The sequence below is a fragment of the Pseudomonas moorei genome (assembly GCF_008801475.1).
Lineage (GTDB): Bacteria > Pseudomonadota > Gammaproteobacteria > Pseudomonadales > Pseudomonadaceae > Aquipseudomonas > Aquipseudomonas moorei.
In genome coordinates this window covers 73,173-99,289 of the sequence record NZ_VZPP01000013.1, presented here as the reverse complement: position 1 = coordinate 99,289, position 26,117 = coordinate 73,173, and the positions used below count along the sequence as shown (strand labels likewise).

Below are 26,117 nucleotides of genomic sequence, written 5' to 3'. Positions count from 1 at the left end.
CAGATGAAACTGCCCGACAACTTGAATCAGCACAGAAGGCTGCGTTCAGAAGTTAAAGTAATTTATTAAGAGTAAGATTTTTTCGGTATTACGAAAGTGCTTCTGCCGACGATTCTGAAAGGAGGGAAAAACGATGCTGCTTCGAGTTTCGGCGATCATCATCAGCGCAGGCTAATTGATATCACCTAACTCCGGATCCCGACGACACTCCATGACAAGAATGCCATCACCCGCACCCTGCTAAATGATTTAAGCAGAGGATAGAAAAAAGGTGGAGAGTCGATCTGTAAGCCGGGTTCTGTCTTGAACAGTCATTCGTCTACGATGGCCATCACTGGACATCTTTAGCAACCTACCCGGTCCCAGCGCGGGCCACGCCTTGGGACCCTATTTGGTCTTGCTCCAAGTGGGGTTTACCTAGCCACGAACTGTTGCCAGACGTGCGGTGCGCTCTTACCGCACCTTTTCACCCTTACCGGCGCCGAAGCGCTTAGGCGGTTATTTTCTGTGGCACTTTCCGTAGGCTCACGCCTCCCAGGCATTACCTGGCACTTCGCCCTATGGAGCCCGGACTTTCCTCCCCCCCCTAATTTTCATAGAGGGCAGCGACTGTCCGATCGACTCTCCGCCGCGAAGGTTAACGGCAGAGCGCCTGAAGAACAAGCGCTAAAAGCCTTTAGCCACCCCATTGCGTCGGGTTTTACTCGCCCTTTTGTTTATCCAGCGCGACCTGGTACAGCACATTCTTGCGCTCGCCGGTAATTTGCGCTGCCAATGCCGCAGCACGCTTGAGCGGCATTTCTTCGAGCAACAGATTGAGGATGCGCATCGCCTCGCTGCTGACAGCATCCTCGCTTTCCGGAGCCGTCCATCCCGCCACCAGCACGACGCATTCGCCGCGCTGCTGATTGCTGTCCGACTCGACGAACTCACGCAGCTCGACCAATGGCAAGCCCTTGAGTGTTTCAAAGGTCTTTGTCAGTTCCCGCGCCAACAATGCCGGACGCTCACCGCCAAATACCAGTTCCATGTCCTGCAGGCATTCAAGGATACGGTGCGGCGCTTCGTAAAAAATCAGCGTGCGCGACTCCTCTTTAATGAGCTCAAGGCGAGCGCGCCGCCCCACGGCCTTGGCCGGCAGAAACCCCTCGAAAATGAAACGATCCGATGGCAACCCCGCCGCCGACAGTGCCGCGATCAACGCACAGGCACCTGGCACCGGCACTACATTAATGCCTGCCGCACGGGCTTGACGCACCAGGTGATAGCCTGGATCGGAAATCAGCGGTGTCCCCGCATCGGAAATCAGCGCCACATCGTCACCGGCCAGCAGCCGGGTAATAAAGCGGCTGCCTTCATCCCGCTCGTTGTGCTCATGGCAAGCCGCCAGCGGCGTCGGGATACCGAAGTGCTGCATCAAGCGCTGGGAATGCCGGGTGTCTTCGGCGGCGATCAGCGCGACCTCTCGCAAGATCTTCAGCGCTCGCGCACTGATGTCGTCCAGGTTGCCGATGGGCGTCGCCACCACATAAAGCGAGCCAGCAGCGGAATTCAAAGCACCTGGAGCAGTCAAAGCGCACACCTCACAATCGATAAAGCCGACATTGTAACGCGTAGCGACGCTCGCTTTTTCAGCCTTTTGTGCCTTGCCGCAACATTTCTACGAGCTAAATTGATCGATTCACGCCAGTAACATCGCGCCCCGGCCAGTGCTTGGGTACAATTCCACGCTAATTTGATCGAGTATCAGGAACGCTTACATGATCGCTTGCCTGCGGCTGTTTACTGCCCTCTGCCTCGCTGCCTTGCTGGCGGCTTGCGCCAGCTCGCCCTCCTCCAGCCTTGGCGAACTTCCTCGGACCCCGGATGCCAGTATCGAGCAATTGCTTGAAAAGGCAGCCCAAAGCAAAAATCCGGAAGACGCCGCCCTGCTTCGCCTGAGCGCGGCGGACATGGCCTATCGTCAGGGCAATGCCGGCCAGTCCGCGCAGATCCTGCAACAGGTTCCGGTCGAACAACTCAAGCCGGGACAACAGATCTTCGCCAACACCCTGGCAGCTGAGCTGGCCATGGCCCGCAACCAGCCCAAGGCGGCGCTGACCGCCTTGAGCCACCCGAGCCTGCAACGCCTGAGTGAAATGCCCGCCGAACAGCAGGTACGCACTGGCACCGTTCACGCCCGAGCCCTTGAAGCCGATGGGCAGACGCTCGCCGCAGCACGGGAACGCGTTTTTATCGCACCGATGCTGACCGGTGACGCAGCCCGCAAAAACCACGAAGCCATCTGGGCACTGATCGCTTCGTTGCCCACCGATCAATTGCAACCGACCACCACCGACGACCTCGGCGGCTGGATGGCACTGGCACTGGCCGTAAAATCGGCCGGCACCCTGGAACAACAACAGGCCGCAATCGACAACTGGCGCGCTCAGAACCCGAAACACCCGGCCGCTATCCAGCTGCCTCTGCCATTGACCAATCTCAAGGAGCTGGCCAGTCAGCCCCTTGGCAAAATCGCCCTGCTGCTGCCACAGGACGGTCCATTGGCTTCGGTCGGAAAGGCATTGCGCGAAGGTTTCATGGCTGCCCATTACCAGGCCCAACAAGCCGGGCAGAAGCCGCCAGCCATCGAGTTCTATGACAGCTCGCACCTGACCTCCCTTGACGAGTTCTATCGCAAGGCCCAGGCCGACGGCGTGCAACTGGTCGTCGGTCCACTGGAAAAGCCGCTGGTCAAACAGCTCAGCACTCGCCCACAACTGCCGATCACCACACTGGCGCTGAACTACAGCGAAGGTGAACAGGGTCCTGCCCAACTGTTCCAGTTTGGTCTTGCAGCGGAAGACGAGGCACGCGAAGTATCGCGCCGCGCTCGCGCCGATGGCCTGCATCGTGCTGCCATCATGGTGCCGAAAGGTGAATGGGGCGATCGCGTACTCAAGGCTTTCAGCCAGGACTGGCAAGCTAACGGAGGCAGCATCGTCGTCACCGAACGCGTCGACCAGCCGGTGCAACTGGCCCAGCAAATTGCCGACATGTTCCAGCTGCGTCAGAGCGAAGGTCGCGCCAAGAGCCTGCAAAGCACCATTGGCTCCCAGGTCAGCGCCCAGCCTTCCCGGCGCCAGGACATCGAGTTCATCTTCCTGGCTGCCACGCCACAACAAGCCCAACAAATCAAACCGACCCTGAACTTCCAGTACGCGGGTGATGTTCCGGTTTACGCCACTTCCCACGTTTTCAGCGCCAGTGGCGATGTGAACCAGTACAACGACATGAACGGCATCCGTTTCTGCGAAACCCCATGGCTGCTGGATGCCAATGATCCACTGCGCCGCCAGGTCACCGCACAATGGCCACAAGCGGCCGGAAGCCTGGGGCGCCTGTACGCCATGGGCGTCGATGCCTATCGCCTGGCTCCACGCCTGGGGCAACTCAAGGCCTTGCCGGAGAGCCGTGTCGAAGGTCAATCGGGCAGCCTGGGCATCACTCAGAACCAGCGCGTCGTAAGACAGTTGCCATGGGCCCAGTTCGTCAATGGCCAGATTCAACGTCTGCCGGACACCCCGCGCTGATGCCTGACAGGTCACGCCAGCAAAGCGGTAAAGATGCCGAGCGCCATGCGCTCGAGCATCTCCAACAACAAGGTCTGCGCCTGCTGGCGCAGAACTGGTTGTGTAAACGCGGCGAGCTTGATCTGGTCATGCTTGATGGCGATACAGTAGTATTCGTTGAAGTTCGCTACAGAAAAAACACTCAATGGGGTGGCGCGCTCGATAGCATCGATGAGCGCAAACGGCAGAAACTGATTTTTGCCGCGCAGTATTTTCTTCAGTGCGAGTCGCGCTGGGCCAATTCCCCTTGCCGTTTCGACGTGGTTGCCATCGACAGTAAACTCGATCAGTTGAACTGGTTGCAGAATGCCTTCGACAGCTGATCGCTTAAGCTCCGAACCGGACACCCGACAACACTTTTGCTCTTTGCTTTGCGGGCTGCACATTCACGTGCCGGACAGCCGCGCTCATTAAGGTCACACAGATGGACATGCAATCCCGAATTCGCCAGCTTTTTCAGGCCAGTATCGACACCAAGCAACAGGCGATGGACGTACTTGCACCGCACATCGAGCAAGCCAGCCAGGTGATGGTCAACGCCCTGCTCAACGAAGGCAAAATGCTCTCCTGCGGCAATGGCGGCTCTGCTGGCGACGCCCAGCACTTCTCGTCCGAGCTGCTGAACCGCTTCGAGCGTGAGCGACCAAGCCTGCCAGCCATTGCACTGACCACTGACAGCTCGACGATCACCTCGATCGCCAACGATTACAGCTACAACGAAATCTTCTCCAAGCAGATCCGCGCCCTTGGTCAGCCGGGCGACGTGCTGCTGGCGATTTCCACCAGCGGCAACTCGGCAAACATTATTCAAGCGATCCAGGCCGCACATGATCGCGAAATGATTGTCGTAGCATTGACGGGTCGCGATGGCGGCGGCATGGCATCGCTGCTGCTACCCGAGGACGTGGAGATTCGCGTTCCGGCCAATGTCACCGCACGTATCCAGGAAGTCCACCTGCTGGCGATCCATTGCCTATGCGATCTGATCGACAGCCAACTGTTCGGGAGTGAAGAATGACCCCTAATCGCCTCGGCCTACTGGCCCTGACCCTGTGCCTCGGCATCAGCGGCTGCACCTCGGTGGTAAGTGCCAGCCGTGAAGCACCGATTGAAGATGACCGCGGCACCCGCACCTTCGGCAGCAAGATCGATGACTCCCTGATCGACACCAAGGTCGGTGTGAACATCGCCAAGGCCGATCCGGCCCTGGACAACGATTCCCATATCGTCGTCACCAGCTTCAACGGCGTGGTACTGCTTGCCGGACAAACCCCGCGCGCAGACCTCAAGGCCAAGGCCGAACAAGCCGCCGCCGCTGTTCAACGGGTGAAGACAGTCCACAACGAACTGCAGATTCTGCCACCCTCCGGCTTCCTTGCCCGCCAGAACGACACCTGGCTGACTTCCAAGATCAAGACTCAGATGCTTACTGACCCGAACATCCCCGGCTCACGTATCAAGGTCGTCACGGAAAATGGCATCGTCTACCTGCTGGGCCTGCTGACCAAACAGGAAGCCGCTCAGGCAACCAATCTGGTGCAAGGCGTTTCTGGTGTGCAGAAGATTGTGAAGCTGTTCGAGTACATCGATTAAGACCTGTGAGCCAGCCTGCTCGCGAAAAACGCCGGTGAATACGTTCATTCAGGCAGCCCGCGTTATCGTTCACACCCATCGCCGGCAGGCTCGCTCCTACATCGTTTGAAGGTAGTGAAATAAAAAAAGGGTGATCCTTGCGGATCACCCTTTTTTTATTTCACTACCTTCAAACTTGGTCGGCCGCTAGGACGCGGCGGCTCGCTGTCGGGTGGCGGGAGGTCGTCATCCGGCTCGATCTCATCCTCGTCTTCCATAGGCGATTCCAGATCAAACACCATGCCCTGGCCGTTCTCCCGGGCGTAAATACCCAGGATCGATGCGATAGGCACGTATAGCGTGTGTGGCACGCCACCGAAGCGCCCCTCGAAACTGACCGCTTCGTTATCCATGTGCAAATGGCGCACGGCCTGCGGCGATACATTCAGGACAATTTGTCCATCACTGGCAAAACCCTGCGGCACCTGCACCGACGGATACTCGGAGTTGACCAGCATGTGCGGGGTGCAATCGTTATCCACAATCCACTCGTAGAGCGCGCGGACCAGATAAGGTCGACTGGAGTTCATAGCGGCTCCTTAAGCCTTAGCGCATATCGCGTTCGACACCAGACAGACTTGCCTGGAAAGCCTCACGCGCAAACTGGCGCTCCATGTAATCAAGCAGCGGCTTGGCTGGCCGCGGCAGTTCTATACCCAGAATCGGCAATCGCCAGAGTATTGGCAATAGGCAGCAATCCACCAGGCTTTGCTCCTCACTGAGGAAAAACGGCTTGTCGGCGAACAACGGCGACACGCCTGTCAGACTTTCGCGCAGCTCTTTACGCGCTACGGCTCGAGCTGCCTCTTTGGTCCGTGAATCCAGGATCAGATCCACCAGACCGCACCAGTCACGCTGAATACGATGAATCAGCAAACGACTGTTGGCACGCGCCACCGGATAAACCGGCAGTAGTGGCGGGTGCGGGTAACGCTCATCCAGATATTCCATCACCACCGTTGATTCCCACAACGCCAGGTCACGATCGACCAGGGTGGGCAAGCTGCCATAAGGGTTCACTTCGATCAGTTTAGGCGGCTGACGGCCAGCTTCCACATAAATGATCTCGGCGCTTACACCCTTCTCTGCCAGTACGATTCGCACTCGGTGGGAATAGTGGTCGGCGGGGTCGGAGTAACAGGCCAACCGATTGGTCACGCCCATGGCGGTCCTCCTCGCTTGTAGAAATTATCGGAAGCGGAAAAACGAGCGCGCCCATAGGGTGTCTCCCGTAACGCCTGGATCACCAGGCTCGTTACACCTTCAGAGACGCCCTTGGGCGCGCGCGATTAACAGCAATTGCTTAAAGCTTTATCAGTGCACATCTTTCCAGTATTCGCGCTTGAGCAGGTATGCGAACACGAAGAAGAAAGCCAGGTACAGCAATACATACGTACCGATGCGCTGATGTTGCAGCTTAACCGGGTTAGCCGAGTAAGCCAGGAAGGTTACCAGATTCTTGACCTTCTCATCGAACTGCTCTTCGGTCAAAGCACCCGTTTTCGGCAGGATGGTCAGCTGATCGCACGCTTCATGTGTCAGCGGCGTACCGGTCAGCGGATCAAATTGCTTCTTGCCGTCTTCAACGATTTGAACCTGTTTGCAACCGACAACCTGACGGCCTTGCAGGCCGACCAGGACGTTAGGCATGCCGACATTCGGGAAGACCTTGTTGTTCACACCCCAAGGGCGCGCCGGATCTTCGTAGAACGACTTCAGGTAACCATAAAGCCAGTCAGTACCACGAACGCGTGCAACCAGCGTCAGATCGGGCGGCGCCGCACCGAACCAGGTCTTGGCGTCAGCAGGCTGCATGCCGATGCTCATGTGGTCGCCGATCTTGGCGCCTGTGAACACCAGCTTCTCGAGCATCAGCTCATGAGGTATGCCCAGGTCATCAGCGACACGCTCATAGCGCTGGAACTTGGCGCTGTGGCAACCCATGCAATAGTTGGCGAACGTACGCGCGCCGTCCTGCATGGCCGCTTTGTCGGAAACGTCGATATCGACTTTTTCCAGCTCTGGACCACCGTGTTCGGCCGCGAAGGACAGTACCGGCATAGCCGCAAGAATAAGTACAGCAAATAGCTTTTTCATCAGCCAGTCACCCTTTCCGGAACCGGTTTGGTCTTCTCGAGCCTGGTGTAGAACGGCATCAGAATGAAGTAGGCGAAGTACAGGATGGTACATACCTGCGACAGCAGCGTGCGCTCAGGGGTCGGAGCCAGAACGCCCAGCACACCCAGGATCACGAACGCGATGCAGAACACCCAGAGCCAGATTTTGCTCAGCCAGCCCTTGTAGCGCATCGACTTGACCGGACTACGGTCCAGCCACGGCAGGACGAACAGCACGGCGATGGCCGCACCCATTGCGATAACGCCGAAGAGCTTGTCCGGAACGGCGCGCAAGATGGCGTAGAACGGTGTGAAGTACCAGACCGGAGCAATGTGCACGGGAGTCTTGAAGGCGTTCGCCACTTCAAAGTTCGGCTTCTCGAGGAAGTAGCCACCCATTTCCGGGAAGAAGAACACGATCGAACAGAAGATGAACAGGAACACCACCACGCCGACGATATCTTTCACGGTGTAGTACGGGTGGAAGGCAATACCGTCCAGCGGCACGCCGTTTTCGTCCTTGTGCTTCTTGATGTCCACGCCGTCCGGGTTGTTCGAACCGACTTCGTGCAATGCCAGAACGTGCAGCACCACCAGGCCGAGAATCACGATTGGCAAGGCAACCACGTGCAGGGCGAAGAAGCGGTTCAGGGTAATGCCGGAAATCAGGTAGTCACCGCGGATCCACTGGGTCAGGTCGTTACCGATGACCGGGATCGCACCGAACAGCGAGATGATCACCTGGGCACCCCAGTAGGACATCTGACCCCACGGCAGCAGGTAGCCCATGAAAGCCTCAGCCATCAGCGCCAGGTAAATCAGCATGCCGAAGACCCACACCAGCTCACGCGGTTTCTGATACGAACCGTAGAGCAAGCCACGGAACATGTGCAGATAGACCACGATAAAGAACGCCGAAGCACCGGTGGAGTGCAGCAGACGCAGGATCGAGCCGTACTCAACGTCGCGCATGATGTATTCGACCGAAGCAAACGCTTCTTCCGCCGACGGGGTGTAGCTCATGGTCAGCCAGACACCGGTAACGATCTGGTTGACCAGAACGAGCAGCGCCAGGGAACCAAAGAAGTAGAAGAAGTTGAAGTTCTTCGGGGCGTAGTACTTGCTGAGATGGTCTTCCCACATTTTGGTCGCGGGAAAGCGCGCATCAACCCAATCCATGAACTTGCTCATCACGCTTTCTCCGTATCGACGCCAACGACAATGATGTCATCGGTCTCATAGGAATGCGGGGGAACTGGCAGGTTCAAAGGCGCAGGTTGCGACTTGTAGACGCGGCCAGCCAGGTCGTAGTGGGAGCCGTGGCATGGGCAGAAATAGCCACCTACCCAATCTTTGCCAAGATCTGCGGGAGCGACTTCCGGACGGAAAGTCGGCGAGCAACCGAGGTGCGTGCAGATACCGATCAGCAGCAGAACCTCAGGTTTGATCGAACGGGTTTCCGGATCAACATAGGTTGGTTGAGTCGAGTTCTTGGAGGTAGGGTCAGACAACTGGCCCTCGATCTTCTTCAGATTCCCCAGGATTTCCTGCGTACGGCGGACGATGAACACCGGCTGGCCGCGCCACTCAGCAATCATCTGCTGGCCTGGCTCGATTTTGCTGACATTCACTTTCACCGGTGCACCTGCGGCTTTCGCCTTGGCACTGGGAAACCATGACCCCACGAACGGGACCGCAGCCCCCACCGCTCCTGCAGCACCCACCACGGATGTGGCTGCTACCAAGAAGCGACGCCGGCCTGCATTCACGCCGTCATTGCTCATTCAGTCCTCTCCCATCAGCTTTGTGGCCTGTTAAATCAGGCATCTACTAAGTAAATCTATGTACTTATAAAAATTTTGCCGAATGGTAATGAAAACCCCCAATTCTGACAAGGTAATTACCTGAGGGCACCACTCCCAAGCCTTGTAGTATAGGGGCTCTGCGCGTGTGGCAAGTTGTCACAGCGCAATTCTTTGATAAATCGCACACATAAAAAAACGCCCAGCTCCGTGAGGAAACTGGGCGTTCTTTTTTGAACGTGAAAGCGAATTAACGCTTCGAGTACTGCGGGCGCTTACGCGCTTTACGCAGACCAACTTTCTTACGTTCAACTTCACGTGCATCGCGGGTTACGAAGCCGGCTTTACGCAGAGCGCTGCGCAGAGTCTCGTCGTAATCCATCAGAGCGCGAGTGATGCCGTGGCGGATTGCGCCAGCTTGACCACTTACACCACCACCGATCACGGTGACGTAGATGTCGAACTTCTCGACAGTCTCAGTCAATTCCAGCGGCTGACGAACTACCATGCGGGCAGTTTCACGGCCGAAGAAATTATCCAGCGAACGGTTGTTGATGGAGATGTTACCAGTACCCGGACGCAGGAAAACGCGTGCGGTTGCGGTCTTGCGACGGCCAGTGCCGTAATTTTGAGTCGCCGACATAATGAACTATTCCGTTAAATCTTCAGTTCTTGGGGCTGCTGAGCAGTATGAGGGTGTGCAGCGCCCGCATAGACTTTCAGCTTACGGTACATGTCGCGACCCAGCGGGTTCTTAGGCAGCATGCCTTTGACCGCGGTCTCGATCACGCGCTCAGGGGCCTTGGCGATCAGCTTTTCAAAGTTGATCGACTTGATACCGCCCGGGAAACCGGAGTGGGAGTAGTACATTTTGTCAGTGGTTTTAGCACCGGTAACACGGATCTGCTCAGCGTTGATTACGACGATGTAGTCGCCGGTGTCAACGTGAGGAGTGTACTCAGGCTTGTGCTTGCCACGCAGACGGCTCGCGATTTCGGTGGCCAGACGACCCAGGGTCTGACCAGCAGCGTCGACGACAAACCAGTCGCGCTTTACTGTTTCCGGTTTAGCAGTAAAAGTTTTCATTCTTTATAGCCTCAGGGGCCGCCCTGTAAATTAGACGGCGGATCTTACTGAATAGTGCGTACTTTGACAAGTCAAAGGCAGCCGGATACAGACGCTTTCGGGGGCTCGGGTCGGCGCGTCCGTTCAACGGCAAGATTCTTCGGCGGCGGGGCATCACTTCCACTGCAGAAAGAGGTGCGCAATTATGCAGATTGCGAAAAATAATTCAACCTGCTTTTATGATTGTTTTGCCCAAGGAGCACCCGATGGACTATCGCCAGCTAGGCCGGACCAATCTAAACGTGAGTGCCATCTGCCTCGGAACCATGACCTGGGGCGAGCAAAACGGCGAAGCTGAAGCCTTCGCGCAGATTGAACGGGCCAAGAGTGCCGGGATCAACTTCATCGACACCGCCGAGATGTACCCGGTGCCTCCCAAGGCCGAAACCTACGCCACCACCGAACGCTACATCGGCAATTATTTCAAAAGTCGCGGCGACCGTGCCGACTGGATCCTGGCCAGCAAGATCGCCGGTCCGGGCAATACCATCGACTACATCCGCGACAAGAAGCTGCGGCACAATCGACAGCACATCACTGAAGCCGTGGACGCCAGCCTCAAGCGCCTGCAGACCGATTACATCGACCTGTACCAGTTGCACTGGCCGGAGCGCAGCACCAATTTCTTCGGTCAACTGGGTTACAAGCACAAGATCGAAGCCAATCTGACACCCCTGGAAGACACCCTCGAAGCACTGGACGAGCAGGTCAAGGCCGGCAAGATCCGCCACATCGGCCTGTCCAACGAAACACCCTGGGGCACCATGCGCTTCCTCGCCCTGGCCGAAGCCCGTGGCTGGCCGCGCGCGGTATCGATCCAGAACCCCTACAACCTGCTCAATCGCAGTTTCGAGGTCGGCCTGGCGGAAATCGCCATTCGTGAACAGTGCGGCCTGCTCGCTTATTCACCGCTGGCGTTTGGGTTCCTGTCGGGCAAATACGAAGGGGGCGCGCGCCCACCAAAAGGTCGCCTGAGCCTATACAGCCGCTTCAGCCGCTACTTCAACCCACAGTCGGAAGCTGCCTGCAGCCGTTATGTGGCGCTGGCTCGCGAACACGGCCTGGACCCGGCGCAAATGGCCCTGGCGTTCGTGACGCAACAGCCGTTCGTGACCAGCAACATCATTGGCGCGACCACCCTGGAGCAACTGGAGAGCAACATTGCCAGCTTCGATCTGAAGCTGTCAGAGGAAGTGCTGGAAGGGATCGAAGCGATCCATAAGGATCACCCGAATCCTGCGCCTTGATTGACCTTTAGATCTCATCGCGGGCGATGCCACATTCCCACAGGAATCCTGGAGCCTGTGGGAGTGTGGCTGCCCGCGATGGCGTCTGGCCTGCCAACTCAGATCAAAGCGACCGGGCAATAATCTCCTTCATGATTTCATTGGTCCCGGCATAGATCCGCTGCACCCGCGCATCCGCCCACGCCCGGGCGATCGGGTATTCCCACATAAAGCCGTAACCACCATGCAACTGCACGCACTCGTCGAGGACCTTGCATTGCAGGTCTGTGCCCCAGTATTTGGCCATCGCGGCTGTTGGCACATCGAGCTTGCCTTGCAGATGCAATTCCAGGCAGCGATCCACAAAGACACGACCAATCTGAATTTCTGTCGCCATTTCCGCCAGTTTGAAGCGGGTATTCTGGAAGTCCGCAATCGCCTTGCCAAACGCCTTGCGTTCGCGGGTGTACTCCAGCGTCCATTGCAATGCAGCCTCGGCGGAAGCCAAGCCGCCGATGGCTACGGTGAGGCGCTCCTGGGGCAATTCCTGCATCAGGTACGCAAAACCCATCCCGGCCTGGCCGAGCAGGTTTTCCTTGGGTACCCGAACGTCCTGGAAAAATAATTCCGACGTGTCCTGGGCTTTCATGCCGACCTTCTCCAGGCGCTTGCCCTTTTCAAAGCCTGGCGTATTGGCTTCCACCAAAAACAGGCTGGTGCCCTTCGCGCCGGCCTTGGGATCGGTCTTGGCAACGACAATCACCAAGTCAGCGAGAAAGCCATTGGTGATAAAAGTCTTCGAGCCGTTGATCACGTACTCGTCGCCATCCAGCACCGCAGTGGTCTTGACGCCCTGGAGGTCGGATCCGGCCCCTGGTTCGGTCATGGCGATGGCCGTAACCAGCTCGCCGGAGACCAGTTTCGGCAAGTATTTGTGCTTCAGCATCTCACTGCCGTAATGCAGGATGTACGGCGCCACGATGTCCGAATGCAGGGAAAAACCGATGCCGGTCAACCCCAGGCGCCCCACCTCCTCGATCACTACCGCACTGTAGAGAAAGTCTGCGCCCAACCCGCCGTACTCCTCAGGCAGATGCGAGCACAACATTCCCGCCTCCCCTGCTTTGTTCCAGAGTTGGCGGTCGATGTAGCCCTGCTTTTCCCATTGTCCGTGGAACGGCACCGCCTCTTTTTCAAGGAAGGTTCGTACACTGTCGCGAAAAAGTTCGTGCTCGGAACTGAACAAGGTTCTGGGAATCATGCGGCACCTTTCTGGGTATTTAGCAGGAATCAACCTTCAGAGACTAAGCCTCGCTTCCGATACAGAACACTGGACACATCCGACAAAAAATAAGACGATCCAGCCGTCTGGTGACCACTTTCCCCTATAAAAATAAAGTTGAATTATGTCTAACCAAGCCTCCACGCCCCTGCGGCGCGTCAGTATCCTGGCCATCGACCGGGTTTTCGCTTCCACCCTCATGCAAGCCAAGGATTTCTTCCACCTCGCCAGCCTGCGCTACGGCAAACAGCTCGGCCACGGCCTGACTCCCGCGTTCGAAACACGCCTGGTCAGCCCCGACGGCCAGTCGGTCAACACATTCAGCGATGTGAAGATCCCGGTAGACGGCGGTCTGGAAAATGCCGACATCATTGTCATCCCCGCCTTCTGGGACGATTTCGATACCCTGAGCAAACGTTATCCACAGGTACTGCCCTGGCTGCGCCAGCAACACGCCCGTGGCGCGGTGCTTTGCGGCGAGGCCACTGGAGTGTTCTGGCTGGCCGAGGCCGGACTGCTCAATGGCAAGGAAGCAACCACCTACTGGCGCTTCTTCAACGCCTTCGCCGAACGCTTTCCACAGGTCCAGCTCAACCAGGACAAACACCTGACCGACGCCGACAACCTGTACTGCGCCGGCGGCACCACATCGGCGTGCGATCTCTATATCTATCTGATCGAGCGGTTCTGCGGCGCCAATGTCTCCCAGGCCGTGGCACGGGACATTCTTTATGAAGTCCAGCGCAGCTACTCACCGGGCCGCATCGGCTTCGGCGGGCAGAAGCTGCATCAAGACGTGATCATCCTGCAGATCCAGCATTGGCTCGAAGAACACTTTGCCGACAAGTTCCGCTTCGAAGACGTCGCCCGCGAACACGGCATGAGCATCCGCAACTTCATGCGCCGCTTCCAGACCGCCACCGGCGACAAGCCCCTGCACTACCTGCAACGCCTGCGCATCGAAACCGCCAAGGGCCTGCTGTCCGGCAGCCGCAAGAGCATCAAGACCATCAGCTACGAAGTCGGCTACGACGATGCGAGCTTTTTCGCCCGCCTGTTCCGCCAGCACACGGAGCTGTCGCCGAACCAGTATCGGCAGCAGTTTCAGCAAGCGGCTTAGCTCCAGGCTTCAACATAAATCCAATGTGGAAGCGAGCTCGCTCCCACAGGGTTTGTGGCGAGTCAGAAGGCATAAAAAAAGGCCTGCATTTGCAGGCCTCTTTCATTTTCCGAACCGTCCTACGGCTTGTGCGCGCGGGCCAGGAATTCGTGGGATTGCATTTCCAGCAGACGACTGAGAGTACGCTGAAACTCAAAGTTCAGGCGACCGCCAGTGTAGAGATCCTTGAGCTCGACTTCGGCAGAAATGATCAGTTTCACGTTACGGTCGTAGAACTCGTCGACCATATTGATGAACCGTCGAGCGATGTCGTCGGTGGTGACGCTCATCTGTTCGACACCGCTAAGCAACACGGCGTGGAAGATCTTGCCCAGTTCGATGTAGTCGTTCTGGCTACGCGGGCCATCGCACAGTTCGCGGAAGTCGAACCAGGCCACGTCATCGCAGGTGCGCAGGGCACGGATCTCGCGGTTTTCGATCATCAGCACGTCGTTCTCGATCGCTGCCGTGCACTCTGGCGTCAGCGCACGGAAGCTTTTGCGCAGGCTTTCGTGGGACGCTTCGTCGAGCGGAAAGTGGAACAGCTCCGCTTGTTCGAGGTGACGCAGACGGTAATCGACACCGCTGTCGACGTTGACGATCTCGGTGTTCTGCTTGATCAGCGCAATGGCCGGCAGGAAACGCGCGCGCTGCAGGCCGTCCTTGTACAGACCGTCCGGCACGATGTTCGAGGTCGCGACCAGGGTCACGCCGTTCTTGAACAGCTCTTCCATCAAGGTGCCAAGGATCATGGCGTCGGTGATGTCGGAAACGAAGAACTCATCGAAGCAGATCACTCGGGCTTCGTTGGAAAAACGCTTGGCGATGATGGTCAGCGGGTTTTTCTCGCCGCCCAGGGTTTTCATCTCTTCGTGCACGCGCTTCATGAAGCGGTGGAAGTGAGTGCGGGACTTTTCCTTGAACGGCAGCGCCTCGAAAAAGGTGTCGACCAGGTAAGTCTTGCCGCGACCCACGCCGCCCCAGAAGTACAGGCCCTTGACCGGGGACTGATCCTTCTTGCCAAACAGTTTGCCCAGCAGGCCCGGTTTGTTCTGCTCGGCCGCGACCAGATCGTCGTACAGGCGCTGCAAATGACGCACAGCCGTTTCCTGCGCAGCGTCATGGAAGAATTCCGGGCGTTTCAGATCAGCTTGATATCGTTCTAGGGGCGTCATAATTCGTTAGCAAGGCAACAAAAACGGGCCGTCACTGTAGCGATGGCCCGTGGGAATGGCAATCAGCCCTTGGTCGGGCCGTGCCGCTGATTATTCCTGAACAGGCGTCAGAGCGATCCGAAATGCTTCGATTGCAGCATCGCGCGCAGCGCTGTCAGCGAAGGCTGGGCTCTGGGCGACACACTCGCCTTCCAGCCAGACGCCGAAGCTCAGGTCTTCATTGCGCACATCCAGTGGCTGGCCCGATTGCAGCTGCTTGGTCACGTGGCCAGCGGTTTTACCGTCAGCGAAGTTGCGCGAGAGCAGCAACTGCTCGCCATCGGCCGCCAGCAAACGGAAGCGGAAACTGCCGTCGTCTTCGCGAAAGCTGACAAAGCGCGCGGCTTTCGCCGCTTTTTTCTTGGTGCTCGCTGCAACCTGGGTCTGGGCAACGAAAGAGCGCAGGCCAACCGCTTCACGCAGCTCATTGAGGAAAGGTGTCGCCACCGTACGGGCCTTTTTCGCGCCGTGTTGCAGGATGTCTTCCAGGTCTGCCGGGCGCTCGATCAACTGGTGATAGCGCTCGCGTGACTCGCCCAACTCATTGTCCAGCAACTGGAACAGGCGATTCTTCGCCTCGCCCCAACCCAGGCCCTGCAGCAGTTCGCTGCGGAACTCGTCGGATTGCGCCGGCGTGGCAAACGCCTGGAACAGGGTGAACAAGTGCGAATTGTCCGGATCTTTCGCTTCGCCCGGCGCGCGGGAGTCGGTGACGATCCGCGAAATCGCGTCCTTCATCTCTTTGGCGCTGCTGAACAACGGAATGGTGTTGTCGTAGCTTTTCGACATCTTGCGACCGTCGAGGCCTGGCAGCGTGGCAACGCTTTCCTCGATCAATGCCTCGGGCATGGTGAAGAACTCTTTGCCCTGGCCGAACAGGTGGTTGAAGCGCTGACCAATATCCCGGGCCATTTCCACGTGTTGGATCTGGTCGCGACCGACCGGCACCTTATGCGCGTTGAACATCAGGATGTCCGCCGCCATCAGCACCGGGTAGCTGTACAGGCCCATGGTGATACCGGCGTCCGGGTCTTCGCCGGTCTCGATGTTCTTGTCCACCGAGGCCTTGTAGGCGTGGGCACGGTTGAGCAGGCCCTTGGCGGCGACGCAGGTCAGCAGCCAGGTCAGCTCAGGGATTTCCGGGATGTCGGACTGGCGATAGAAGGTCACGCGGTCCACATCCAGGCCACCGGCCAGCCAGGTCGCGGCGATTTCCAGACGCGAGCGCTGGATGCGCAGCGGGTCATCGCATTTGATCAGGGCGTGATAGTCCGCCAGGAAGTAGAACGAATCGGCATTGCTGTCACGGCTGGCAAGGATCGCCGGGCGAATGGCGCCGGCGTAGTTGCCCAGGTGCGGCGTGCCGGTGGTGGTGATGCCGGTGAGGATACGGGTACGAGTCGTCATGGGTAATCGCTTGTCAGACTGCAATCAATTCGAAAGACGCGGCAGGATCAGATCCTTGAGATCGGTCAGCTTGCCATGAAAAAAGTGTCCGCATTCTGCCACTTTCAGCAGCTCATGGGGACGTTCGAGCTTGTCGGACCATTGGTAAACGAGCTGCGGATCGATGACTTCGTCGGTTTCCGGCTGAATAAGGGTCAGTTCGCCCTGTTGCGGCAACGAGTGCTGATCGCCCAGGCGCATGACCGCCGGCGCAACCATGAACACGTGTTTGAGTCGCTCACCCTGCGCTTCCAGGCGTCCGCCCAGACTTGCCGCAACAAAACCGCCGAAGGAGAATCCGAACAGGTTCAGCGGCAAATCCGGGTGTTTGGCCCGAAACCACTTGGCCACGGCCTGTGCATCATCGACCTCACCGGTGCCCATGTCGTGCGAGCCTTCGCTGGCACCGACGCCACGGTAGTTGAAACGCAGGGTAATCAAACCGGCATCGCGCGCGGTGCGCTGCAGGGTCGAGACCACTTTGTTGAGCATGGTGCCGCCCTGCACCGGGTTCGGATGGCAGATCAGCGCCAGGCCGCGCGGCTGCTCGTTGTCCAGGTAAAGTGCTTCCAGTTGACCGACCGGGCCATCAATCACTACAGGGGTTTCACGCATCAGCAAGGAAGGAACTCCGTGACCTCGAATCGGGTCGACTCGTCTAGCAAATTGTCTGCAACTGTCTATTGCGAGCGAATCGCGGTATACAGCGCAGGTTCGAGCCGTTAACGTAAAGCAAAGCCGTTTATAGAGGAAGGACTCGTGGAACACTCGCTCTTAGTTTGGTTGTTGCCGACTCTTGCCCTGGTTGTGGGTGTCGCCATTGGATTCCTGATCGCTCGCCTGGCGCCGAATGCCGCGCCCAGCAGCACGCAACGTCAGCTGGACGATATTCAGGAACGTTTCGACAATTATCAGAATGAGGTGGTGACCCACTTCAACAGCACTGCAACACTGGTCAAGAAACTGACTCAGAGCTATCAGGAAGTGCAGGATCATCTCGCCGAGGGTGCCAATCGCCTGGCCCTGGACGAGCAAACCCGCCAACGCTTGCTGGCCTCCCTGCACGCCGACGCGGTGCAGGCTCCACGGGAACGCCTGACGCCGCCGCGCAATCAGGAACCTCCACGCGACTACGCGCCTAAAGCCCCGAACGCACCGGGCATGCTCGACGAGCATTACGGCCTGAAGAAGTAATCAGGTCTCAGACGTGACAAAACCCTCGGACGAGCGATTGTCCGGGGGCTTTTTTTTGTTTTTGAACTCGTCTTTGCCCGGTCTGCCCCCATCGCGAGCAGGCTCGCTCTCACAAAAGGGCCGTATTTGTGTCTGCGAGCCTGCTCGCGATGGGGCCGGAATCAATGACAAAAAAAACCGCCCGATCTGTTTAGGATCGGGCGGCTCTTTCACGCCTGGGGTTCAATCAGACGATCAAGGGTATTGCTGAACCGTGCCCGGTTGCTGCTGGCTTCCATACTGCTGACCCGGAATCGCCTTGAGGTTGACCTCTACACGACGGTTCTGTGCACGGCCGTTGACGTCACCGTTGTTGGCGATCGGGTTATCCGGACCAGCGCCACGGGCGCTCAGGTTGGCACCGCTGACGCCTTGCGAAGTCAGGTAGGTCGCCACACTCTGCGCGCGACGCTGGGACAGGTCCATATTGTGCTGGCGGCTGCCGGTGCTGTCGGTGTAGCCGACAATTTCGATCTGGTTCTGGTTGAACTCTTTCAGCGAGCCGGCCAGGTTGTTCAGCGGCTGGTAGAAGCTCGGAGCGATGTTCGCCGAATCAGTGGCGAACGTGATGTTGCCCGGCATGATCAGCTTGATCTGATCGCCTTGACGCTGCACTTCAACACCTGTGTTGGCCATGCTGGCCCGCAGTTTTTTCTCCTGCTGGTCCGCGTAATAGCCATAACCCGCAGCGGAAGCACCGCCCAGAGCTGCGCCAATCAATGCCCCTTTGCCACGGTTATCGTGGTTGATGGCAGCACCCGCCACAGCACCGGCCAGAGCGCCGAGACCACCGTATTTAGCGGTTTTGCTCATGCCCGTGGAGCCGCTATCCGCCTGGCCCTGGTCGTTGTACGGGTTGGGCGATGCACAACCAGACAACAGCGCCACGGCAGTAGCAACAATAATCAAAGGACGCGTGGTGAACATGTAGAGCTCCTACTTTTTTACATTCTGTGGTGCAACGAACTTAAGCATCGAACCATTGCGGGCGTTGGATCGTCTCGCCGGACAAAAATTCCGCCCGTTACAATTCAAGCCCGAACAAAAGGATTCTCGCGCATTTCATCGCCGAGTCGGGTGTCGGGACCGTGGCCGGCGACTACGGTGGCTTCCTCGTCGAGGGTGTACAGACGCTGCTTGATCGAGCGCACGATGGTTGCCTGATCGCCGCCCCACAAATCCGTGCGCCCTACTCCGCGACGAAACAGGGTGTCGCCGGCGATCAGCAGCTTCGCCTCGGAAAACCAGAAGCTCATGGAACCCGGCGTATGACCGGGCGTGTGCAACGCCACGCCGCAACCGCAGGCCAACTCTTCATCGTCGGCCAGCCAGCGGTCCGGCGACGGCACCGGCGTGTAGGGCACACCGAACATCTGGCACTGCATCTCCAGGTTGTCCCAGAGGAACTGATCCTCTTTGTGCAGGTGCAAGATGGCGCCCGTTTTCTCCTTCAACTGGCCGGAAGCCAGGAAGTGATCGAGATGAGCGTGGGTGTGGATGATGCTGACCACTTTCAGGCCCAGTGCATCGAGCCGAGCCAGGATCAGCTCATGGTTGCCACCCGGATCGACGACAATGGCCTTTTTCGTTACCGGATCGCCGATGATCGTGCAGTTGCACTGCAAAGGGCCGACGGGGAAGGTTTCGCGGATGAGGGTGGTTGGCTGGGACATCGGGGAGGCTCAATCAACAGGGATGGGTAATGGTCGCACAAATCGGCGCCCGGCAATTTACCGCCCTGCGTAACTTTAGTTTCACCCTTAGCCCAACACCCCCAACTCCTTCGCCCTCGCCACTGCCTGCGTACGCCGTTCCACCCCGAGCTTGCTGTTGATGTGGCTGGCGTGGGTTTTGACCGTGTGCAGGGAAATAAACAGCTGATCGCTGATTTCCTGATTCGAACAGCCTTGGGCGATCAGCCGCAGGACTGCCAGTTCCCGCGTACTGAGTTGCTCTGCCGCAGCAGTGGATTCCAGCGCCGGGCGGATCACCGGCGTCGGAAGTTTCTCGGCCAGGTCTTGGGAAACAGTGGTAGGTGCGCTGAGTTGAAGCTGCCCGCGCAGCCAGTCCGGATGCTCGGCCAACAACCTGTCGAACGGTTGCAGTACGCCACCGGCGGCGGCCTCCAGCGCCTGACCCAAGGCCTTGCGTGCCTCGGGCTCGCGCCCGGTGCTCAGCAGCAGCGAGGTTTTTTGCGCCAGCGCCATTGCACTGAGCATTTGCCGACCGCTTTGCTGCCCCTGTTCGAGCAGCACATTCAAACGCCCCTCAGCCAGCATCGGCTGGGCCTGGATGACGTCCAGCAACGCTTGTTGCAGCTCGATATGCAGCGGCAGTTGCGGATGGAACTCCGGGGGCGCGGCAGGGTGTTCGCCGTTATAGGTCTGACTCAATCGCGCCAGCCAGGCTTCGGCCAGATCTGTGCGGCCCTGGGCCAGCCAGAGTTCACATTTGACCAGCGTGATCATCGCCAGATAGTAAATGGGCGGCACGTCCCAGATGTGCATCAGACGTTCGGCCTCGGCGAGCTCGGCAAAGGCTTTGGCGAATTCGCCACTGCTGCCTTCCAGCCGCGCGATCACGCAGTGGCCGATCAACACGCTGATGTCGCGGCAGGCACGCGCCTCGTTCAAACCGACCTGCAATCGCCCTCTCGCCGCCTGTGGTTGCAGGCGCAGCGCCAGCAGAAACCCTTCGTACAAGGTCAGTCGGGCGCGAACCGCATAAAGGCGTTGCACGGATAGCCCTTGCAGACGCTGCAGGCCTTGCCGGACTTCCTCCAGCGAACGAAGGATTTCTCCGCGCGCCTGCAGCACTCGGGCGCGGTCGTAGTGAGCCAGCGCTTCGAACAACGGGTTGCCAACCCGCTGCGCCAATTCAAGGGAATCCCGATTCAGCTCGCGCGCGCGCCACAAGTCGCCATCGGCGATGGCCAGGTTGGACAGGGTCGAGAGGCACATCAAACGCTGTCCGTAGCGTTTGCACGGAAGGCTTTCCAGCGCCTCGCTGCAATAGAGCAGCGTGAGCTCGCGGTTGCCGCGCCCGCGCGCGATGATCCCGCTCAACGCCAACCACTGCGCCAGCATGGATTTCTGTGCAGTGGCCGACGGGGCTGGCAGGAAGCGGCTCAAATGGCTCGACAGTTCCTCGGCCGCGTCCAGTTGACAGGCCAGCCCCAACGCCCAGCTGTAGAGCACGATCAGGCGCGGCGTGCTGATCAGCAGGCTGTCGGGCAAGTCCATTTTCCAGCGCAGCAACATGCCGACGTTCTGCTCGGCCAGCAATTGCTCTTCGGAAAGGTTTTGTACCAGGTTCGCCGCCACGTCCAGATGTCCGGCGCGCAAGGCCTGCTCCACCGCTTCGTCGAGCAAGCCCTGGGCATTGAACCAGCGACAGGCACGCAGGTGCAGGCTCGCGGCCGGCACCACTGCCTGTGCGGTAGGCCGCGTGCGCAGCAGATCGGAAAACAAATGGTGATAACGATACCAATGGCCGTGTTCGTCCAGCGGCACCAGGAAAACCTGGTGTGCAGCCAGAAAACGCAGGATCTCGGCGCTGTCATGAGCGTCGCGAATGGCGTCGCACAGCTCACTGCAAAAACGTTCCTGAGGCGCCGTGTCGTACAGGAATGACTGAACCTCGGCGGGCAGGCAATCGATGACTTCTTCCAATAGGTAATCGCGAATCAGCCCCTCCCCGCCATGCAACGCCTGGGGCAATGCGCCATGACTGCCTGCCTCCGAGGCCGCCAGCAACCAGAAGCGCAAGCCGGCAACCCAACCTTCGCTGCGCTGGATCAGGCTTTCCAGCGCCTCACCGCGCAAAGTACTGCTGTGACGGTCAAGCAGGGTCAAGGCTTCATCGTGGGTCAGGCGCAAGTCTTGTTCATGCAATTCGAGCAGTTGCCGCGACAAGCGCAGCCGCGCCAGATGCCAGTCAGGGCGCTGGCGACTGGTGACCATCACCAGCAAGCCATCGGGCAAATGGTTGAGGAAAAACTGCAAGCAGCGATCAAGCACCGGCCCCTGGGCCAGATGATAGTCATCGAGCACGAGTAACAGCGGCGTCGCTGTCGAAAGGTGTACGGCCAGCTCATCGAGCAAGCCATCCAGCCATTCTTCGAATGCAAACGGCTGATGTCGCTGACGCATCTTCAGCAGCCCGAGGGACTGCCTGCCCAGCTGCGGAAAATAGTCTTGAAGGCCTTCGAGCAAGCGCTCGAGGAATCGACCCGGGTCACTGTCGCGCGGACTCAATCCGAGCCAAAGGTTTTGCCAATGGGCCGGCAGCGACTGACAGAACTCCACCGCCAACGAACTTTTACCGAACCCCGCCGGTGCACTGACCAGTAACAGCCTGCCATTTAGCCCTGCACTCAGACGCTCGCAAAGACGAGGCCGCAGCACATGGCCGTCGGGCAATGGCGGACGGAAAAAACGCCCGGCCAGCGTGGCGACGGCAACGCTTGCAGGACCTGGTGGTGGGGACAGATCAGTCATGGCCGGCTCTTGTTTGAATTACGGATGGCGGCGTTGCAGATGTCCGCAGACTAGCGGTAAACGATGAGGTAATGAAGGTAATTGCTACAAATGGCTACAAAAAGTCTACGAACAAAAAAACGCCCCGAACCAGTCGGGGCGTTTCCAAAGGATGCGGCCTCTGTTTTTTGTGCGTTAGCGAACACCATCCTGACGCAATGCCGCCGGGGTGAAGTCGCTGGTGGTGGCCTGGAAGCCGAAGTTATAGGCCGACTTCTCTTCGTTCTTCATGCCCAGCGCCAGGTAACGGCCCGATTGCAGGTCGTACAAGGCTTCCAGCGCATACCACGGCACTTGCTTGTCGTAGTAGTTCTCGGCATGGGCTTCGGCAACGCGCCACAGTTGGTTACGACCGTCGTAGTGGTCGATGACCGCTGCTTGCCAGGTGTCTTCGTCGATGTAGAAGTCACGCTTGGCGTAAATATGGCGCTGACCTTCCTTCAAGGTGGCAACCACATGCCAGACGCGACGCAGCTCGTAACGCGCCAGGTCCTGATTGATGTGACCGGCCTTGATGATGTCGGCGTACTTCAGGTTCGGATCGTCGAGTTTGTAGGCGTCGGAGGCGATGTACATCTCTTTCTTGCCTTCGAGCTTCCAGTCGTAACGATCCGGCGCACCGTTGTACATGTCCAGGTTGTCGGAAGTACGCAGGCCGTCGGCTGCAGTACCCGGCCCGTCATAGGACACTTGCGGTGCACGACGCACACGGCGCTGACCGGCGTTGTAGACCCACGCCGAACGTGGCTCCTTAACCTGGTCGAGGGTTTCGTGCACCAGCAGCACACCACCGGCCAGACGTGCCGGAGCGGTCACTTTTTGCTTGAAGTAGAACAGGATGTTGCCCGGGTTTTTCGGATCGTAGTCCTTCATCTTGTCGCGGAACACGAACTGGTCTTCAAAGTACACCAGGCTGAACGAGCCGTTCGGCTGTGGCGTAGCCTGGGTGACCAGACGGGTTACGCTGCCACCGCGATAGCGAGTGATGTGGTTCCAGATGACTTCAACGCCGCTTTTCGGAATCGGGAAAGGCACTGCGGTTTCGAAGTTTTCCAGGCCGTTGCCTCCGGACACCAGGTTGGTGTTGGTGGCGTTGCGCTTGATGGCGGCGAACACGTCATCCGGCACGGTAGCACCACGATGGGACGGGTAAACCGGCATCTTGAAGGTTTCCGGGTAGCGCTTGAACATTGCGTACTGGCCCGGGGAGAGCTTGTCCTTGTACTGCTCGACGTTCTGCGCCGTGATGGTGAACAGCGGTTTTTCGCTGGCGTACGGATTGGACAGGAAGCCTTTGCTGTCGACGGTACCGGCGTTCTTCGGCAGGGGTTTCCAGGCCGGGATCGAGCCGTCGGCGTTACCCGCCATTTCAGCACCCATCGGGGTCAGGCTCTTGCCCAGCTTGTCCGCCTCGGCTGCCGGGACGGCTGCCATGACACTGGTCGCCAGCAGCGAAAGCCCCAAAACACCGGCGCGGAACAGACTCTTTGTTATTTTCATATGTGCGTTCGTCCTGAAAATACAGTGCTTAGAAGTTCACGCCGAGGCTGAGCGCAACGAAGTCGCGGTCATCCACGGTGGTGTACTTGCCGTCGAAGAAGTTGGTGTAGGCCAGGCTCGCGGTGTAGGTGTTCTGGTACTCGGCATCGACACCCAGGCTGACCGCCTTGCGGCCTTCCTCGAAGTTGCCGCCAGGGCCCGGGGAGTAACCGCTCACGTCATGGGACCAGGCGATGTTCGGCTTGAGGTTCACCCCGGCGAATACGTCGTTGTATTCCCAGATGGCACGGCCGCGGTAGCCCCACGAGTTCGCGGTGGTGAAGCCATCGTTTTCGCAGTAACGGCTGACGTTGTTTTGTGGGCCGCCTGCCAGGGTAGACGTGTTCAACGCCACGCATTGGCCATTCGGCAGCGGGCCAGGGCCATAGCTCGGATCACGGCCGTAACGTGCTTTGGAAGTGCTCTCCAGACCACCAACGTGGGTGAGACCGATTTCGCCAACCAGGGTCAGTCGCTCAGCGCCCATCACTTGGTCGAAGAAGTGAGTGAACGTCGTCTGAATCTGGCTAACTTCTTTGCGGCGATAGCCTTGTTGATCCTGCCCAGGTGTCCCTTGGAGTAAGGACACGCTAGGGTTGAGCGGTGTCAGGCCGGAATAGAGGATGTCGGTGGTGTTGAGCTGAACCGGAGCATTCGGCCGGTAGCTGAATTCGCCACTCCAGGCAGTGCCTGTAGGTAACGTGGTGGAAAAGCTCAAGCCATACAGGCGAATGTCTTCAGGATATTCGACGTAGTAGCTGGAGTTACCCGCAACCTGCAGCGGCAGCAAGGTCGGAGCCAGGTTACGCGCCACGGAGAGTGGAACGCCCGATCCCACCAACTTGCCCACCAGGCCTGCCGCACTGTAGGCGCTGGCCGGTGCACCCTGCCCGCTGAAAATCGGGTTACGGCTGTGGTAGTTCATGAAATAGGCGCCGAATTCGGTGTCCAGCGGGTCGAACATGTACTTGAAAGACACACCGAACTGACCGCTGTCACGAGCATCACGATCCGCACCACGACGAACGATCACGCCTTCATCCGGGTTGCCCCAGGTCACGCCGTTTGCCGCCAGGGTGTTGATACTGGCATTACGCAACGAAGCCGGAAGGCCCGCCGCCGCCAGTGCTCCGTTCAGGCCTTGTTGAGTACGCAGAACCGCCAGGTTGTTGTCGCAGCCATTGGCGATCACGTCCGGTTGCGAGAAGAAGGTCCCGCAGTTGTCGACAACGGTCTGATCCCACTCCAGCTGATAGAACGCTTCGGTCGACAGATTCTCGGTGATGCTCTGGGACACGTAGAACATGTTGACCGGGATCAGGCCTTCCTTGATCTCGGCACCCGGACGACGGAATGCGGACACGTCGATCGGGTTGATGGAGTTGATGCCGCCGCCGATGAAAGTACTTTCACCCCAGCTCACCACCTGCTTGCCCAAGCGCACGGAACCTGGCTCATCGGCAATGGAATAGTTGTGATAAACGAAGGCGTCGAGGATCTCTCCGCCAGCGGATTTGGCGCCTTCCTTGCGGCCATCGTCGCTGATGTCCTTGAATGGACGACTCTCGTCCTTCAATTCAAAGTCGTACCAGTATTTGCCACGGACGAAGACACCGGTATCGCCGTATTTCAGTTCCAGGTCATGGATGCCTTTGAAGATCTTCGAGAAGGTTTCCCCGCTCTTGAAGTTCAGGTGACCGTCATCGGAAGTCTGGGACAGGCCACGGCCACCGTTGTTGACGCCGATGAGATTCTTGTTCGGCTGCTCGGTAGACCAACTGGCACCAATGGACAGGGACGAGTCGAACTGACCTTCGATTTCACCAACGTTGAAACTGACGCCGAATGCTGGCCCGGCGAGCATAGAGGCAAGACTGACGGCCAGAGGCAGTTTCGCCCGGCGCCAGAACTGGTTTACTGATGTCATCGACGCTACTCCATGTGCATTTTATTGTTATGGCAGTGAGCACTTCTAAAAACGTTGAGGATGACGGGGAGCCAAGGCATCCCAAAGTCATTCCAAAATTGCATCGCCCCGGTTTGTGCGTTTGCTCCGTTCTTAAAAATCCTTGAGCGGACTATAGCCAGCAGGTAGTACAGCTTGATCCCTCTAAAGTGTGATTTGCAGCTGCCAGCCACTCTGGAACAGTCCTTTTGCCAGGCCGACGCCCGTCGGCACGGCAAGGATGGCTG

The 26,117-nt window shown here is 58.4% G+C and carries 24 protein-coding genes and 1 other RNA gene; 7 read left to right on the top strand and 18 right to left on the bottom strand.

Annotated elements, in window-relative coordinates:
- Positions 1-271: 271 nt before the first annotated feature.
- Positions 272-625, bottom strand: an RNA gene (rnpB, locus tag F7R06_RS23805) — RNase P RNA component class A.
- Positions 626-700: 75 nt separating this feature from the next.
- Positions 701-1,573 (bottom strand): 16S rRNA (cytidine(1402)-2'-O)-methyltransferase, encoded by an 873-nt coding sequence (gene rsmI, locus F7R06_RS23800; protein ID WP_090325045.1) that lies wholly within the window; start codon positions 1,571-1,573, stop codon positions 701-703.
- Between the two features lie 187 nt (positions 1,574-1,760).
- On the opposite strand from rsmI, the gene F7R06_RS23795 reads away from it, so the two are divergent.
- The 4 genes from F7R06_RS23795 (at position 1,761) to F7R06_RS23780 (ending at position 5,204) form a co-directional block, all read left to right on the top strand.
- Entirely contained in the window at positions 1,761-3,572 is a 1,812-nt protein-coding gene (locus F7R06_RS23795; protein WP_090325047.1) for a penicillin-binding protein activator, read from the top strand.
- Positions 3,572-3,934 carry a YraN family protein gene (locus tag F7R06_RS23790; protein ID WP_090325049.1) on the top strand — a complete coding sequence of 121 codons (363 nt, stop codon included), beginning with the start codon at positions 3,572-3,574 and terminating at the stop codon, positions 3,932-3,934. Before F7R06_RS23795 ends, F7R06_RS23790 begins: the two co-directional genes overlap by 1 nt.
- Positions 3,935-4,035: 101 nt before the next feature.
- Complete coding sequence (locus F7R06_RS23785) at positions 4,036-4,629, top strand: phosphoheptose isomerase (protein ID WP_007904374.1); 594 nt, start codon at positions 4,036-4,038, stop codon at positions 4,627-4,629.
- Complete coding sequence (locus F7R06_RS23780) at positions 4,626-5,204, top strand: BON domain-containing protein (RefSeq protein ID WP_090325050.1); 579 nt, start codon at positions 4,626-4,628, stop codon at positions 5,202-5,204. The genes F7R06_RS23785 and F7R06_RS23780 overlap by 4 nt, the downstream gene beginning before the upstream one ends.
- A 155-nt stretch (positions 5,205-5,359) precedes the next feature.
- Here F7R06_RS23780 and F7R06_RS23775 read toward each other — a convergent pair whose 3' ends face one another.
- The 7 genes from F7R06_RS23775 to rplM all read right to left on the bottom strand — a co-directional run bounded on the left by F7R06_RS23775 (position 5,360) and on the right by rplM (position 10,248).
- A complete protein-coding gene (locus tag F7R06_RS23775) occupies positions 5,360-5,773 on the bottom strand; it encodes a ClpXP protease specificity-enhancing factor (protein ID WP_090325051.1) in 414 nt (137 codons plus the stop codon).
- 16 nt (positions 5,774-5,789) lie between these two features.
- Positions 5,790-6,407, bottom strand: a complete 618-nt coding sequence (locus tag F7R06_RS23770) for a glutathione S-transferase N-terminal domain-containing protein (RefSeq protein WP_007972581.1) — start codon at positions 6,405-6,407, stop codon at positions 5,790-5,792.
- Between the two features lie 150 nt (positions 6,408-6,557).
- Positions 6,558-7,340, bottom strand: a complete 783-nt coding sequence (locus F7R06_RS23765) for a cytochrome c1 (RefSeq protein ID WP_090325053.1) — start codon at positions 7,338-7,340, stop codon at positions 6,558-6,560.
- Positions 7,340-8,551: a cytochrome b gene (locus F7R06_RS23760; RefSeq protein WP_090325055.1), complete on the bottom strand. Its 1,212-nt coding sequence runs from the start codon at positions 8,549-8,551 to the stop codon at positions 7,340-7,342. The genes F7R06_RS23765 and F7R06_RS23760 overlap by 1 nt, the downstream gene beginning before the upstream one ends.
- Positions 8,551-9,144 carry a ubiquinol-cytochrome c reductase iron-sulfur subunit gene (gene petA, locus F7R06_RS23755; protein ID WP_034149537.1) on the bottom strand — a complete coding sequence of 198 codons (594 nt, stop codon included), beginning with the start codon at positions 9,142-9,144 and terminating at the stop codon, positions 8,551-8,553. The genes F7R06_RS23760 and petA overlap by 1 nt, the downstream gene beginning before the upstream one ends.
- Before the next feature lie 268 nt (positions 9,145-9,412).
- Positions 9,413-9,805: a 30S ribosomal protein S9 gene (rpsI, locus tag F7R06_RS23750; protein ID WP_003228056.1), complete on the bottom strand. Its 393-nt coding sequence runs from the start codon at positions 9,803-9,805 to the stop codon at positions 9,413-9,415.
- Positions 9,806-9,819: 14 nt separating this feature from the next.
- Entirely contained in the window at positions 9,820-10,248 is a 429-nt protein-coding gene (gene rplM, locus F7R06_RS23745; RefSeq protein ID WP_003228062.1) for a 50S ribosomal protein L13, read from the bottom strand.
- A gap of 245 nt (positions 10,249-10,493) precedes the next feature.
- Here rplM and F7R06_RS23740 point away from each other — a divergent pair, with 245 nt between their 5' ends.
- Positions 10,494-11,534: an NADP(H)-dependent aldo-keto reductase gene (locus F7R06_RS23740; RefSeq protein ID WP_090325056.1), complete on the top strand. Its 1,041-nt coding sequence runs from the start codon at positions 10,494-10,496 to the stop codon at positions 11,532-11,534.
- Between the two features lie 103 nt (positions 11,535-11,637).
- Here the strand turns inward: F7R06_RS23740 and F7R06_RS23735 are convergent, their stop codons facing one another.
- Complete coding sequence (locus tag F7R06_RS23735) at positions 11,638-12,774, bottom strand: acyl-CoA dehydrogenase family protein (protein WP_047533029.1); 1,137 nt, start codon at positions 12,772-12,774, stop codon at positions 11,638-11,640.
- 220 nt (positions 12,775-12,994) lie between these two features.
- Between F7R06_RS23735 and F7R06_RS23730 the strand changes: the two genes are divergently transcribed.
- Positions 12,995-13,915: a GlxA family transcriptional regulator gene (locus tag F7R06_RS23730; RefSeq protein ID WP_174552506.1), complete on the top strand. Its 921-nt coding sequence runs from the start codon at positions 12,995-12,997 to the stop codon at positions 13,913-13,915.
- Positions 13,916-14,034: 119 nt separating this feature from the next.
- Here F7R06_RS23730 and zapE read toward each other — a convergent pair whose 3' ends face one another.
- The 3 genes from zapE to F7R06_RS23715 all read right to left on the bottom strand — a co-directional run bounded on the left by zapE (position 14,035) and on the right by F7R06_RS23715 (position 17,229).
- Positions 14,035-15,129 carry a cell division protein ZapE gene (gene zapE, locus F7R06_RS23725; protein ID WP_090325058.1) on the bottom strand — a complete coding sequence of 365 codons (1,095 nt, stop codon included), beginning with the start codon at positions 15,127-15,129 and terminating at the stop codon, positions 14,035-14,037.
- A gap of 90 nt (positions 15,130-15,219) precedes the next feature.
- On the bottom strand, positions 15,220-16,575 hold the full coding sequence (locus F7R06_RS23720) for a tryptophan--tRNA ligase (RefSeq protein WP_090325059.1): 1,356 nt from the start codon (positions 16,573-16,575) through the stop codon (positions 15,220-15,222).
- Between the two features lie 24 nt (positions 16,576-16,599).
- Positions 16,600-17,229, bottom strand: a complete 630-nt coding sequence (locus F7R06_RS23715; RefSeq protein ID WP_090327537.1) for an alpha/beta hydrolase — start codon at positions 17,227-17,229, stop codon at positions 16,600-16,602.
- 144 nt (positions 17,230-17,373) lie between these two features.
- Between F7R06_RS23715 and F7R06_RS23710 the strand changes: the two genes are divergently transcribed.
- A complete protein-coding gene (locus tag F7R06_RS23710) occupies positions 17,374-17,808 on the top strand; it encodes a Z-ring associated ZapG family protein (RefSeq protein ID WP_090325061.1) in 435 nt (144 codons plus the stop codon).
- A 234-nt stretch (positions 17,809-18,042) separates the two neighbouring features.
- Here F7R06_RS23710 and F7R06_RS23705 read toward each other — a convergent pair whose 3' ends face one another.
- The 5 genes from F7R06_RS23705 to F7R06_RS23685 all read right to left on the bottom strand — a co-directional run bounded on the left by F7R06_RS23705 (position 18,043) and on the right by F7R06_RS23685 (position 25,851).
- Positions 18,043-18,774: a YiaD family glycine zipper/OmpA-like lipoprotein gene (locus tag F7R06_RS23705; protein WP_090325063.1), complete on the bottom strand. Its 732-nt coding sequence runs from the start codon at positions 18,772-18,774 to the stop codon at positions 18,043-18,045.
- Between the two features lie 104 nt (positions 18,775-18,878).
- Complete coding sequence (locus tag F7R06_RS23700; RefSeq protein WP_090325064.1) at positions 18,879-19,520, bottom strand: MBL fold metallo-hydrolase; 642 nt, start codon at positions 19,518-19,520, stop codon at positions 18,879-18,881.
- Positions 19,521-19,607: 87 nt separating this feature from the next.
- On the bottom strand, positions 19,608-22,346 hold the full coding sequence (locus tag F7R06_RS23695; protein ID WP_090325066.1) for a winged helix-turn-helix domain-containing protein: 2,739 nt from the start codon (positions 22,344-22,346) through the stop codon (positions 19,608-19,610).
- A 174-nt stretch (positions 22,347-22,520) separates the two neighbouring features.
- Positions 22,521-23,885 (bottom strand): DUF1329 domain-containing protein, encoded by a 1,365-nt coding sequence (locus F7R06_RS23690; protein ID WP_090325068.1) that lies wholly within the window; start codon positions 23,883-23,885, stop codon positions 22,521-22,523.
- A 28-nt stretch (positions 23,886-23,913) separates the two neighbouring features.
- Entirely contained in the window at positions 23,914-25,851 is a 1,938-nt protein-coding gene (locus F7R06_RS23685; RefSeq protein ID WP_090325069.1) for a DUF1302 domain-containing protein, read from the bottom strand.
- Between the last annotated feature and the right edge of the window lie 266 nt (positions 25,852-26,117).